10 protein-coding genes and 4 tRNA genes are annotated in these 12,756 nt (G+C 59.7%); all 14 read left to right on the forward strand.

The window, feature by feature from the left end; translation table 11 throughout:
* The first annotated feature begins 76 nt into the window (after window positions 1–76).
* Window positions 77–856: a sulfite exporter TauE/SafE family protein gene (locus PanNE5_RS08650; protein WP_261939622.1), complete on the forward strand. Its 780-nt coding sequence runs from the start codon at window positions 77–79 to the stop codon at window positions 854–856.
* Window positions 856–2,826 carry a hypothetical protein gene (locus tag PanNE5_RS08655; RefSeq protein ID WP_261939623.1) on the forward strand — a complete coding sequence of 657 codons (1,971 nt, stop codon included), beginning with the start codon at window positions 856–858 and terminating at the stop codon, window positions 2,824–2,826. The genes PanNE5_RS08650 and PanNE5_RS08655 overlap by 1 nt, the downstream gene beginning before the upstream one ends.
* Window positions 2,827–2,890: 64 nt before the next feature.
* Window positions 2,891–2,976 (forward strand) — tRNA-Tyr (locus PanNE5_RS08660).
* 73 nt (window positions 2,977–3,049) lie between these two features.
* A tRNA-Gly gene (locus PanNE5_RS08665) sits at window positions 3,050–3,123 on the forward strand.
* Window positions 3,124–3,157: 34 nt separating this feature from the next.
* Window positions 3,158–3,232, forward strand: a tRNA-Thr gene (locus PanNE5_RS08670).
* A gap of 72 nt (window positions 3,233–3,304) precedes the next feature.
* Window positions 3,305–4,495 carry an elongation factor Tu gene (tuf, locus tag PanNE5_RS08675; RefSeq protein ID WP_150563277.1) on the forward strand — a complete coding sequence of 397 codons (1,191 nt, stop codon included), beginning with the start codon at window positions 3,305–3,307 and terminating at the stop codon, window positions 4,493–4,495.
* 64 nt (window positions 4,496–4,559) lie between these two features.
* Window positions 4,560–4,635 (forward strand) — tRNA-Trp (locus PanNE5_RS08680).
* Window positions 4,636–4,657: 22 nt separating this feature from the next.
* Entirely contained in the window at window positions 4,658–5,038 is a 381-nt protein-coding gene (gene secE, locus PanNE5_RS08685) for a preprotein translocase subunit SecE (RefSeq protein ID WP_017232380.1), read from the forward strand.
* Between the two features lies 1 nt (window position 5,039).
* Window positions 5,040–5,597: a transcription termination/antitermination protein NusG gene (gene nusG, locus PanNE5_RS08690; RefSeq protein WP_026131673.1), complete on the forward strand. Its 558-nt coding sequence runs from the start codon at window positions 5,040–5,042 to the stop codon at window positions 5,595–5,597.
* Window positions 5,598–5,739: 142 nt separating this feature from the next.
* Window positions 5,740–6,171 carry a 50S ribosomal protein L11 gene (rplK, locus tag PanNE5_RS08695; protein WP_017232378.1) on the forward strand — a complete coding sequence of 144 codons (432 nt, stop codon included), beginning with the start codon at window positions 5,740–5,742 and terminating at the stop codon, window positions 6,169–6,171.
* A complete protein-coding gene (rplA, locus tag PanNE5_RS08700) occupies window positions 6,171–6,866 on the forward strand; it encodes a 50S ribosomal protein L1 (RefSeq protein WP_017232377.1) in 696 nt (231 codons plus the stop codon). Before rplK ends, rplA begins: the two co-directional genes overlap by 1 nt.
* Window positions 6,867–7,189: 323 nt before the next feature.
* Window positions 7,190–7,687 (forward strand): 50S ribosomal protein L10, encoded by a 498-nt coding sequence (gene rplJ / locus PanNE5_RS08705; protein WP_010804162.1) that lies wholly within the window; start codon window positions 7,190–7,192, stop codon window positions 7,685–7,687.
* 60 nt (window positions 7,688–7,747) lie between these two features.
* On the forward strand, window positions 7,748–8,122 hold the full coding sequence (gene rplL, locus PanNE5_RS08710; protein WP_017232376.1) for a 50S ribosomal protein L7/L12: 375 nt from the start codon (window positions 7,748–7,750) through the stop codon (window positions 8,120–8,122).
* A gap of 508 nt (window positions 8,123–8,630) precedes the next feature.
* Window positions 8,631–12,737 (forward strand): DNA-directed RNA polymerase subunit beta, encoded by a 4,107-nt coding sequence (rpoB, locus tag PanNE5_RS08715; RefSeq protein ID WP_017232375.1) that lies wholly within the window; start codon window positions 8,631–8,633, stop codon window positions 12,735–12,737.
* The last annotated feature ends 19 nt before the right edge of the window (window positions 12,738–12,756 follow it).

Consider the following 12,756-nt stretch of genomic DNA (forward strand, 5'->3'; position numbering starts at 1 on the left):
TGGACATGATATTGCATATCGGTACAGGCATCCCTAAACGTGAGGGCGCTAGCGCTCTCAACAATTTGAGGAATGGATGATTGATCTATCATATTCGGCGGCCGGGGCGCTGACCGGCTTCGTCGTGGGGCTGACGGGGGTGGGTGGCGGGGCGATCATGACGCCGATTCTATTGCTCGTCTTCGGTGTGGCGCCACACACAGCGGTTGCGACCGATCTTTGGTTTGCCGCGATTACCAAGTTGGTCGGTGCACCCATTCATCACCGCTCGGGACATGTCGACTGGCAGGTGGCGAAGCGCTTGTGGATCGGGAGTTTGCCCGTTTCGCTCGTGGTTGCGCTGTGCGTGAACATGGGGGGGGGGAGCGTCAAGGTTGACTGGCTGAGCAAAGCGGTTGGCGGTGTGGTCGTGATGACGGCGTTGGGTTTGATTCTGGCGCCGCAGCTGGCCTCGATGGCTCGGAAAAAGCGCTTGGGAGAGCCGGTCAAGTTCAAGGCGATGCAACCCGGGTTGACCGTATTGGTGGGTGCGCTGCTCGGACTGTGCGTCGCCCTGACATCGGTTGGCGCCGGGGCCATGGGCACGGTCATGCTGATGTATCTCTATCCCTTGCGGATGACGCCCCATCGCCTGGTTGCCACGGATCTGGTGCACGCCATCCCGCTGGCCCTGGTTGCAAGCTTTGGCTATCTGATTGCCGGAGCTGTCGATTGGCACATGCTGGCGAGCTTGTTGGTCGGGTCGATCCCGGCGGTGGTGGCGGGAAGCCTGCTCTCAGGTAAGGCGCCCGGGCGGTGGGTGCGAGTCAGCGTGGCGGCCGTGCTTCTTCTGGCCGGTATCAAGATGGTGGGGTGATGATTGCGGCACGGGGCGCGGTAGAATCGCCCCTCAACTGGGAATTCTCGGGATTTGCGATGATTGGTGTCGGACAGACGGTCGGGCAAGGGGTTGGGGAGACGTTGCTGGATTCCATCTCGGTCCCGGAAAATAAAATAAATATACTGTTCCTGTCCTTGCTCCTGACCGGGGTAGGGGTGTTTTTCGCTCAGAATCTGCTCGCGAGCGACATGGCGGTCGTAATGCAGTCGACGCCCATCTTTCTGGCGTGCATCGCTGTACTCTTTGTCTTTTACGCGCTGTTGCGCGGCCTTCGCAGCGTGACCTGGGCGCTGGTTCTGACTTACGGGTTGCTCTGCCTCGTGACCTTTGGCCGTTCGGGCTGGGTGAACGCCGTCTTTTATGCGATTGCCGTGATCGGCGCGGTGGCTGCCATTCGGTTTGTGCGTGCCGGATGGAACACCCTGCCGTCGATCGTGCTTCTGGCGGCCATGTCGACGTTGACGATACTCGGTGCCAAGCACGCCTACAGCTCGTTCGATATGCTGCAGCGCTTGAGCGCCGGGGCGATGCGGCCGGACCCTCTGTTTCACGCGAGCATTGCCGCGATGATCAAGAACTACGGGGTCGTCTCGAATGGTCTGGAGGGACTGGTCGTCACACCGTATCACGTCCTGTCCCACATTCTCATGGCGGGTATCAGTGACTTGTCCGGGGGCAGTGTCCTCGAAGTCTACGGCGTTGCGACCTGGGTGTTGTTTGCGCCGCTCCTGATTTTTTCCATCGTGGCCTGCAGCCAGATGCTCGACGCGGATGGGCGAGCTGACGTGCGGGTGGCGTGGGGCGTCACGAGCGTCATTCTGGTCGCCCTGCCGCAACTCTTGGGCGAATGGGCTCTCTGGGACACATACCTCGTATCCGAGTCATACATGGTCTCATTGGGGTTGTTGGTTATCGGTTTGCCCCTACTGTTCAAGCAGACGTTGACACGCGCCGACCTTGCATTGATTGCGCTGTTGGGGTTGGCGATAGGCGGAGCCAAGGGGTCTGTCGGGTTGATGTACGTGGGGCTCTGGTTCCTCCGGGTCGCATTTCCGGTCGGTCGAAGAACCGGGGCGGCGCTTGCGGCCTTCCTGCTGGTTTGCATCACGACGACGATCGTGGTGGCCAAGTCGGCGGCCGCGCACATGCCCAGCCAGATTGTGCTTTTCGGGTTGATTCGCTATTTCTCCCTGGGCGGGCGCGATCTGGGTGTTTTGATCGATCAACTGGGGCAAGGGCATTCGGTGACGCCCTCTGGGTGGGGGAGCGCCGGATTGGCGGTGCTCGGTTTCGTCGCCTGCCACTTCCTCATCTCGTGGCTTGCCATCGCGTGGCTTGGCGCAAAGGGCGGCGTTCGTCGTCTTCTGTCGATGCCTGGTGCTGTGTACTCCCTCGGCACTGCCGGCGCGGCTTTGCTGATTCTGACGGTCGTCTATATTGGCGGCGATGTTTATTACTTCACCAACGTCCCGCTTTTCATCTCCTTGCCGATCTTGTCGGGTGTCGTTGCGAGCTGGCTTGGGCCGCGAATTTCTGGGGGGGGGTGCCGCACGTGGCTGGTGCTGGCGCCGATGTTGGCTATCGTGATGTATTTCAGTGTGGATGCCGTCCGGGCCAAACGTGCTGCATACATGGGATACGCACAGAAGCACAGCATGTTCGTGGATTCGTTGATCCGTGCACGGGAGCAGGCTCCGCTCAACGCAGTCTTGCACCCCGGTCCCGACATGAAAGCGGAGGTGCTGCTGCCCGAGTGTTGGGCGCTGCCCTTTATCTACCCGGCGGTGTCGGAGCGCCCTTGGCAGGGCGTTATCGTGCCTCGTCCTGATTGCGTGTACCAGTTCTATAGCTACGCTGAATACGGGATTACGCCGGCGCACCCGGGCGTGGGTGTGACGCCACGACTGCTGTCGGGGATGCAGTCGATACCTTGGCCCCAAAAATAAGGCGGAAATGTAGATCGGGTGTTGACACGTCGCCGGGACATCCATATACTTTTGAATTCTCTGCGGAGGGGTGCCCGAGTGGCTAAAGGGGGCAGACTGTAAATCTGTTGGCTTACGCCTACGTTGGTTCGAATCCAACCTCCTCCACCAGAATGCGGAAGTAATGAGCGCCGGGAACTAAAATTTCCGGCGCTTGTTGCCTGAGGCGAGAGTCGGAATCCAAGCGGGTGTAGCTCAATGGTAGAGCAGAAGCCTTCCAAGCTTACGACGAGGGTTCGATTCCCTTCACCCGCTCCAGGTGACGCGCAGATGCAGCAGTAGTAATGGATTCGCCCATGTGGCTCAGTGGTAGAGCACTCCCTTGGTAAGGGAGAGGTCGGCAGTTCGATCCTGCCCATGGGCACCAAAGATAGTGTGAAGCGCGGCAATCATCATGCCGAGCAACCTCGGCAAAAGATAACCTCGTTAGGAGTCGGAAATGGCAAAGGAAAAGTTTCAGCGGACCAAGCCGCACGTCAACGTCGGCACCATCGGTCACGTCGACCACGGCAAGACGACCCTGACGGCCGCTATCGCAACGGTGCTTTCGTCGAAGTTCGGCGGTGAAGCCAAGAACTACGCGGACATCGACGCGGCACCGGAAGAAAAGGCACGCGGCATTACCATCAACACCGCGCACATCGAGTACGAAACGGCTAACCGCCACTACGCACACGTTGACTGCCCGGGCCACGCCGACTACGTCAAGAACATGATTACCGGTGCTGCCCAGATGGACGGCGCCATTCTGGTTTGCTCGGCTGCCGACGGCCCGATGCCGCAAACGCGCGAGCACATCCTGCTGGCTCGTCAGGTTGGCGTTCCGTACATCATCGTGTTCCTGAACAAGTGCGACATGGTCGACGACGCCGAGCTGCTCGAGCTGGTCGAAATGGAAGTTCGCGAGCTCCTGTCGAAGTATGACTTCCCGGGCGACGATGTGCCGATCATCAAGGGTTCCGCCAAGCTGGCGCTGGAAGGCGACAAGGGTCCCCTGGGCGAAGAAGCCATCATGCAACTGGCTGAAGCCCTCGATACGTACATCCCGACGCCGGAACGCGCCATCGACAAGGCATTCCTGATGCCGGTGGAAGACGTGTTCTCGATCTCGGGTCGCGGTACCGTGGTGACCGGTCGTGTTGAGTCGGGTGTCGTCAAGGTCGGCGAAGAAATCGAAATCGTCGGTATTACCCCGACGGTCAAGACGATTTGCACGGGCGTCGAAATGTTCCGCAAGCTGCTCGACCAAGGTCAGGCAGGCGATAACGTCGGTATTCTGCTGCGCGGCACGAAGCGTGAAGACGTCCAGCGTGGTCAGGTTCTGGCCAAGCCGGGCTCGATCACGCCGCACACGGAATTCACCGGCGAAGTGTACGTGCTGTCGAAGGACGAAGGTGGTCGTCACACTCCGTTCTTCAACAACTACCGTCCGCAGTTCTATTTCCGTACGACGGACGTGACGGGCTCGATCACCCTGCCGGAAGGCAAGGAAATGGTCATGCCTGGCGACAACGTGTCGATCACCGTCAAGTTGATCGCTCCGATCGCCATGACTGAAGGCCTGCGTTTCGCAATTCGCGAAGGTGGCCGTACTGTCGGCGCCGGCGTGGTTGCAAAGATCGTAGCGTAAGCCGGTACCTTAACGGTCCGCGCTTACGGGGTCAGCTTTTGGCGGCTGGCCCCACTGCTGTTTTAGGGGTATAGCTCAACTGGCAGAGCGTCGGTCTCCAAAACCGAAGGTTGGGGGTTCGATTCCCTCTGCCCCTGCCAAACAACTGTCTGCAAGCTGGAAATGGCGAATTCTCCCGTAGAAACTGTACGTACGACTGGCGACAAGCTGCTGCTGGCACTGGCCGGGCTGCTCGTGATTGCTGGTGTCGTGGCCTTCTACGCGCTGGGGCAACAGGCACTGTATGTGCGCGTTGCTGCCATCGTCGTCGTTCTCGCCATCGCAGCAGGTGTTGCATTGGCATCGCAAACCGGCAAAAGCTTCCTGGCTTTTGCCAAGGATGCGTATAGGGAAGTGGGTAAGGTCGTTTGGCCGACCCGTAAAGAGGCCGCTCAAACGACTGCGATTGTCTTCGCGTTCGTCATCGTGATGGCGCTGTATCTCTGGATCAGCGACAAGACGATTGAATGGGCGGTGTTCTCTTTGATTCTTGGCTGGAAGTGATATGTCTGATACCGGGGCTGCACCGAGTAAGAAGCGCTGGTACGTCGTTCATGCGTATTCCGGCATGGAAAAGAGCGTAGCCAAGGCGCTGCGTGAGCGTATTGCGCGTGCCGGCATGGAAGACTTGTTCGGCGAGATTCTTGTCCCGACCGAAGAAGTCGTTGAAATCAAAGGTGGCCACAAGTCGGTCACCGAGCGTCGTTTCTTCCCCGGCTATGTGCTGTGCGAGATGGAAATGACGGATGACACGTGGCACCTGGTGAAGAATACCGCCAAGGTCACTGGTTTTGTCGGCGGTACGGGCAATCGCCCGATTCCGATTCGACAGGCCGAGGTCGACAAGATCATGTCGCAAATCAAGGACGGGGTGGAAAAGCCGCGTCCGAAGACGTTGTTCGAGGTGGGCGAGCTGGTTCGAGTCAAGGAAGGTCCTTTCACGGACTTCAACGGCTCGGTGGAAGAAGTGAACTACGAAAAATCTCGCCTCCGTGTTTCCGTCACCATTTTCGGACGGGCAACTCCGGTAGAACTGGAGTTCGGGCAAGTCGAAAAGATCTAAGAATAAAATGCGCCGGCGCGACGTCCGGCGCGTTTTTGCGTTGGTGACAGCCGTCGCCGAGGAGCGTCAGTAGCCCGTTTTGGTGAACGCGCGCTATGACTCAACCCCGAATATGCGCCACATATTCGTTCCGGAGTAAACCATGGCAAAGAAAATCATCGGCTTTATCAAGCTGCAGATTCCTGCAGGTAAAGCCAACCCGTCGCCCCCCGTGGGCCCGGCCCTGGGTCAACGTGGCCTGAACATCATGGAGTTCTGCAAGGCGTTCAACGCGCAAACGCAGAGCCTCGAGCCGGGTCTTCCGACCCCGGTGGTGATCACCGCATTTGCGGACAAGAGCTTCACGTTCGTCCTGAAGACCCCGCCGGCAACGGTGCTGATCAAGAAGGCTGCCAACCTGCAAAAGGGTTCGAGCAAGCCGCACACCGACAAGGTGGGCAAGATCACCCGCGCACAAGCGGAAGAAATCGCGAAGACCAAGATGCCTGACCTTACCGCCGCCGATCTGGACGCCGCGGTTCGCACCATCGCTGGCAGCGCACGTTCGATGGGCATCACGGTGGAGGGTCTGTAATGGCTAAGATCTCTAAGCGTCAACAAGCACTGGCCGCCAAGGTCGACCGCAACAAGCTGTACCCGGTCGGCGATGCTCTGGCCCTGGTCAAGGAATGCGCAAGCGCCAAGTTCGACGAGTCGATCGACGTCGCCGTGCAACTGGGCGTGGATGCGAAGAAGTCGGACCAAGTGGTTCGCGGCTCGGTCGTTCTGCCGGCCGGTACCGGTAAGTCGGTTCGCGTGGCTGTGTTCGCTCAAGGCGAAAAGGCCGAGCAAGCCAAGGCTGCCGGCGCTGAAATCGTGGGTATGGAAGACCTCGCCGAGCAAATCAAGGCTGGCAAGATGGACTTCGATATCGTGATCGCTTCGCCGGACACGATGCGCGTCGTCGGTACGCTGGGTCAGATTCTCGGCCCGCGCGGCCTGATGCCGAACCCGAAGGTTGGCACGGTGACCCCGGACGTCGCTACGGCAGTGAAGAACGCCAAGGCCGGTCAGGTGCAGTTCCGCGTTGACAAGGGCGGCATTATTCACGCGACCATCGGTCGTGCGTCGTTCGACCCGGCAGCGCTGCGTCAGAACCTGTCGGCCCTGCTGGAAGCCCTGACGAAGTCGAAGCCGGCTTCGAGCAAGGGTGTCTACCTGCGCAAGATCGCCCTGTCGAGCACGATGGGCGTTGGCGTGCGTGTGGATCAGGCCAGCCTGGCTGCCTAAGCCAGACCGTATCGCAATCGCAGGGTGATGGCGTCCCCTGCGACGACTGCGATCCTCAGGATCGACAGTCAGCAGCAAAAGACTTTGGGCGGAAGCGGATTCTTCGGAAATCGCTTCCGGTTATCAAAGACCGTTGGCGGGAATGGGCATGTGTTGACGCTCCCTTAATACGCCAGCCAACGCAGATGGCGAACCCGAACAAGTTATGCAGTCACATCGCCTCACCTGGGCAACCGGGCGTGGTGGTTGAAACTCCAGACATGTCGGTAAGCCGTTAGTGGAACGGCATCACCATGAGGTGATGTCAATTTTGGAGGTTAACCGTGGCACTTAATCTTGATGATAAGAAAGCCGTCGTGGCAGAAGTTTCGGCGCAAGTCGCCGGCGCTTCGACCATCGTTGTGGCTGAATATCGCGGAATCACGGTTGGCGATCTGACGAAGCTTCGCGCCAATGCGCGTCAGCAAGGCGTCTACCTGCGCGTTCTGAAGAACACGCTGGCTCGCCGCGCGGTGGAAAACACCCCGTTTGCTGACCTGGCTGAGCAGATGACCGGTCCTCTGATCTACGGTATCTCGACGGATCCCGTAGCCGCTGCGAAAGTCTTGAACGACTTTTCGAAGGGCAACGACAAGTTGATCTTGAAGGCCGGCTCGTACGACGGCAAGGTGATGGACAAGGCAGGCGTGCAAGCGCTCGCCTCGATCCCGAGCCGCGACGAACTGCTCGCGAAGTTGCTGGGTGTCATGCAAGCGCCGGTTTCCGGCTTTGCTCGCGTCCTGGCTGCCGTGGCCGAGAAGAAGCAAGCAGAAGCTGCTTAATTCTCGTCCCGGTTACACGATCGCTGACTTCGGTCCGAACACAATCTAGGAGTTTTACAAATGGCAATCACGAAAGAAGACATCATCGACGCCGTTGGCGCAATGTCGGTTATGGAACTGAACGACCTGGTCAAGGCGTTCGAAGAGAAGTTTGGCGTGTCGGCTGCTGCCCTGTCGGTGGCTGGCCCCGCGGGTGCTGGTGCTGCTGCAGCAGCCGAAGAGCAAACCGAATTCAACGTCATCCTGGCGGAAGTCGGTGCGAACAAGGTCGGCGTGATCAAGGCCGTCCGCGAAATCACGGGCCTGGGCTTGAAGGAAGCCAAGGACGTGGTTGATGGCGCTCCGAAGGCTGTCAAGGAAGGCGTCGACAAGGCTGCTGCTGACGAAGCCAAGAAGAAGCTGGAAGAAGCCGGCGCCAAGGTCGAAATCAAGTAATTCGGCTCTGCGCGTAGGGAAGGCTGGCGACGAAACGTCGTCAGCCTTTTTGTGCTTTCAGGAGAGCCAAATCCCGAAAGGGGCGCACGCAACTCGAAAGCCAGCGCGAAAGTGTGCCAAGAGGTTGAAAGCAAAATGATTTCGCCGATGCATCCGTGATTTTTGCCGTTTCAAGCGCACGCATCATCGAGGGTACTGGCGATACACAGCAACAGAGAGGAAGCGAGGGTAGTACCGAAGAAATACCGAAGAGGCCAAAGAAAAGATCGCGCCGGGATTCGACCCGTGGCGGTTTTCTCTTTGTCTTCTGAAGCGACTGCAGAAGGCAAGTTTGGTCGGGCGACGGGCAACACAGGCATCCGTCGCCGTCAGCCAGCGGTTGGTAGCGGCCAACCACCAAGCTCGTTGCTCCACGGCAAGCCCGCCGCGGGGGACGTCTGGTCTCAGTCGATGAACACCCGTTGACGATGCCTGCCGTCGTCGCCAGCGTAGTGATTCGGAGATCGTAATGCACTATTCCTTCACCGAGAAGAAACGCATTCGCAAGAGTTTTGCGAAGCGTCCGACCGTGCACAAGGTGCCGTTTTTGCTGGCCACCCAGCTCGCCTCGTACACATCGTTCTTGCAAGCCGAAGCGCTTGCATCGGAGCGGAAGCCGGAGGGTCTGCAAGCAGCCTTTTCCTCCATTTTCCCGATCGTTTCTCACAACGGGTTCGCACGCCTGGAGTTTGTCAGCTATCTGCTCGGCACGCCCGCGTTCGATGTCAAGGAATGTCAACAGCGCGGCCTGACTTTTTGCTCGGCCCTGCGCGCCAAGGTTCGTCTGGTGATTCTCGACCGTGAATCGCCGAACAAGCCCGTCGTCAAGGAAGTCAAGGAACAGGAAGTGTACATGGGCGAAATTCCGCTCATGACCTCGACGGGTTCCTTCGTCATCAATGGCACGGAGCGTGTCATCGTCTCGCAGCTGCACCGCTCGCCGGGCGTGTTCTTCGAACACGACAAGGGCAAGACGCACAGCTCGGGCAAACTGCTGTTCTCCGCGCGTATCATCCCCTACCGCGGCTCGTGGCTGGACTTCGAATTCGATCCGAAGGACATCTTGTACTTCCGCGTCGACCGCCGTCGCAAGATGCCGGTCACGATCCTGCTCAAGGCGATCGGCCTGACGCCGGAACAGATCCTCGCGAACTTCTTCGTGTTCGATAACTTCAAGCTGATGCCGGAAGGCGCACAGATGGAGTTCGTGCCGGAGCGTCTGCGCGGTGAAGTAGCGCGCTTCGACATCACGGATCGCGAAGGCAAGGTCATCGTCCAGAAGGACAAGCGCGTCAACGCCAAGCATATCCGCGACCTGGAGAACGCCAACACCAAGTTCATCTCGGTGCCGGAAGACTACCTGCTCGGCCGAGTGCTCGCGAAGAACGTGATCGATGGCGATACCGGCGAAGTGATCGCCAACGCCAACGAAGAAATCACCGAAAGCGTGCTGGTCAAGCTGCGCGAGTCGGACGTGTCGGACATCCAGACGCTGTTCACGAACGATCTGGATCAGGGGTCGTACATCTCGGCCACGCTGCGCATCGACGAAACCGCCGACCGCACGGCCGCGCGTATTGCGATCTACCGCATGATGCGCCCGGGCGAGCCGCCGACCGAAGATGCGGTCGAGGCCCTGTTCAACCGTCTGTTCTACAGCGAAGAAGCGTACGACCTGTCGAAGGTGGGTCGTATGAAGTTCAACCGTCGTGTCGGCCGTGACGAAGTGCTCGGACCGATGACGCTGGGCGACGACGACATTCTCTCGACCATCAAGATCCTCGTGGATCTGCGTAATGGCCGCGGCGAAGTCGACGACATCGACCACTTGGGCAACCGTCGTGTGCGTTGCGTGGGTGAGCTGGCCGAGAACCAGTTCCGCGCCGGTCTGGTGCGTGTCGAGCGTGCTGTGAAGGAACGTCTGGGTCAGGCCGAGTCGGAAAACCTGATGCCGCACGACCTGATCAACAGCAAGCCGATCTCGTCGGCCATCCGCGAGTTCTTCGGTTCGTCGCAGCTCTCGCAGTTCATGGACCAGACCAACCCGCTGTCGGAAATCACGCACAAGCGTCGCGTGTCCGCACTGGGCCCGGGCGGTTTGACGCGCGAGCGTGCCGGCTTCGAAGTGCGCGACGTGCACCCGACCCACTACGGCCGCGTGTGCCCGATCGAAACGCCGGAAGGTCCGAACATTGGTCTGATCAACTCGCTGGCACTGTACGCCCGCCTGAACGAGTATGGCTTCCTCGAGACGCCTTACCGCAAGGTGGAAGACGGCAAGGTCACCGACCAGATCGACTACCTGTCGGCCATTGAGGAAGGTCGCTACGTGATCGCTCAGGCGAACGCGTCGATTGGCGAAAACGGTGAACTGACCGACGAACTGGTGTCGTCGCGTGAAGCCGGCGAAACGCTGATGGTCACGCCGGACCGCATCCAGTACATGGACGTGGCACCGTCGCAGATCGTCTCCGTCGCCGCGTCGCTGATTCCGTTCCTCGAGCACGACGACGCGAACCGCGCGTTGATGGGTTCGAACATGCAGCGCCAGGCCGTGCCTTGCCTGCGTCCGGAAAAAGCGGTGGTCGGTACGGGTATCGAACGTACGGTGGCTGTCGACTCGGGTACGACCGTGCAGGCGTTCCGTGGCGGCGTGGTCGACTACGTCGACGCAGGCCGTGTGGTGATTCGCGTGAACGACGATGAAGCCGTCGCCGGTGAAGTCGGCGTGGACATCTACAACCTGATCAAGTACACGCGTTCGAACCAGAACACCAACATCAACCAGCGCCCGATCGTGGAAGAAGGCGACAAGGTGGCGCGCGGCGATGTGATCGCCGACGGCGCGTCGACCGATCTGGGTGAGTTGGCGCTGGGTCAGAACATGCTGATCGCGTTCATGCCGTGGAACGGCTACAACTTCGAGGATTCGATCCTGATCTCGGAGCGTGTCGTTGCGGAAGACCGTTATACGTCGATCCACATCGAAGAGCTGAACGTGGTCGCTCGCGACACCAAGCTCGGACCTGAGGAAATCACGCGCGATATTTCGAACCTGGCGGAAGTCCAACTCGGCCGTCTGGACGAGTCGGGCATCGTGTACATCGGCGCGGAAGTCGAAGCCGGCGATGTGCTGGTGGGCAAGGTCACGCCGAAGGGCGAAACCCAGCTCACGCCGGAAGAAAAGCTGCTGCGCGCGATCTTCGGCGAGAAGGCATCGGACGTGAAGGACACCTCGCTGCGCGTGCCGTCGGGCATGAGCGGCACCGTCATCGACGTGCAGGTGTTCACGCGTGAAGGCATTCAGCGCGACAAGCGCGCCCAGCAGATCATCGACGATGAACTCAAGGGCTACCGCCTCGACCTGAACGACCAGCTGCGTATCGTGGAAGGCGATGCGTTCCAGCGTCTGGAGCGCTTCCTGGTGGGCAAGACGGCCAATGGCGGTCCGAAGAAGCTCGCCAAGGGCACCAAGCTCACGAAGGAATACCTGGCGGATCTGGACCGTTACCACTGGTTCGACATCCGTCTGGCGGAAGACGAAGGTGCGCAACAGCTCGAGCAGATCAAGGAATCGATCGAGCAGAAGCGTCACTCGTTCGATCTGGCCTTCGAAGAGAAGCGCAAGAAGCTCACGCAAGGCGACGAACTGCCGCCGGGCGTGCTGAAGATGGTCAAGGTGTACCTGGCGGTCAAGCGTCGTCTGCAGCCTGGCGACAAGATGGCAGGCCGTCACGGTAACAAGGGCGTGGTCTCGAAGATCGTGCCGATCGAGGATATGCCGTACATGGCCGATGGCCGTCCGGCAGACATCGTGCTCAACCCGCTCGGCGTGCCGTCGCGGATGAACGTGGGTCAGATTCTCGAGTCGCACCTCGGCTGGGCAGCGAAGGGTCTGGGCTGGCGTATCGGCGAAATGCTGCAGGCGCACACCAAGGTCCAGGAAGTTCGCAAGTTCCTGACGAAGATCTACAACGAGAGCGGTCAACAAGAAGATATCGACAGCCTGTCGGACGACGAGATCATGTCGCTGGCGCGCAACCTGCAGAACGGCGTGCCGTTCGCAACGCCGGTGTTCGATGGTGCCCATGAAGACGAAATCCGTCGCATGCTGGATCTGGCGTTCCCGGATCACGTCGCGAAGGAACTCGGCATGACGCCGTCGAAGAACCAGGTCACGCTGTTCGACGGCCGTACCGGCGAAGCCTTCGAGCGTCCGGTCACGTGCGGCTTCATGCACATGCTCAAGCTGCACCACTTGGTCGACGACAAGATGCACGCGCGTTCGACCGGTCCGTACTCGCTGGTGACGCAACAGCCGTTGGGCGGTAAGGCCCAGTTCGGTGGTCAGCGCTTCGGTGAAATGGAAGTGTGGGCACTGGAAGCATACGGCGCATCGTATGTGCTGCAGGAAATGCTGACCGTGAAGTCGGATGACGTGACGGGGCGTACGAAGGTGTACGAGAACCTCGTCAAGGGCGATCACGTAATCGATGCCGGCATGCCGGAGTCGTTCAACGTGCTGGTCAAGGAAATCCGTTCGCTCGGTATCGATATCGACCTGGAGCGCAGTTAATTGCGTTCAGGCAACAGGA

This window comes from Pandoraea sp. NE5, assembly GCF_024363545.1.
In the GTDB taxonomy this organism is placed as follows: domain Bacteria; phylum Pseudomonadota; class Gammaproteobacteria; order Burkholderiales; family Burkholderiaceae; genus Pandoraea; species Pandoraea cepalis.

Coding starts and splice junctions, on each gene's coding strand:
- PanNE5_RS08650 (WP_261939622.1), top strand. CDS start 77: ATGATTGATCTATCATATTCGGCGGCCGGGGCGCTGACCGGCTTCGTC.
- PanNE5_RS08655 (WP_261939623.1), top strand. CDS start 856: ATGATTGCGGCACGGGGCGCGGTAGAATCGCCCCTCAACTGGGAATTC.
- tuf (WP_150563277.1), top strand. CDS start 3,305: ATGGCAAAGGAAAAGTTTCAGCGGACCAAGCCGCACGTCAACGTCGGC.
- secE (WP_017232380.1), top strand. CDS start 4,658: ATGGCGAATTCTCCCGTAGAAACTGTACGTACGACTGGCGACAAGCTG.
- nusG (WP_026131673.1), top strand. CDS start 5,040: ATGTCTGATACCGGGGCTGCACCGAGTAAGAAGCGCTGGTACGTCGTT.
- rplK (WP_017232378.1), top strand. CDS start 5,740: ATGGCAAAGAAAATCATCGGCTTTATCAAGCTGCAGATTCCTGCAGGT.
- rplA (WP_017232377.1), top strand. CDS start 6,171: ATGGCTAAGATCTCTAAGCGTCAACAAGCACTGGCCGCCAAGGTCGAC.
- rplL (WP_017232376.1), top strand. CDS start 7,748: ATGGCAATCACGAAAGAAGACATCATCGACGCCGTTGGCGCAATGTCG.
- rpoB (WP_017232375.1), top strand. CDS start 8,631: ATGCACTATTCCTTCACCGAGAAGAAACGCATTCGCAAGAGTTTTGCG.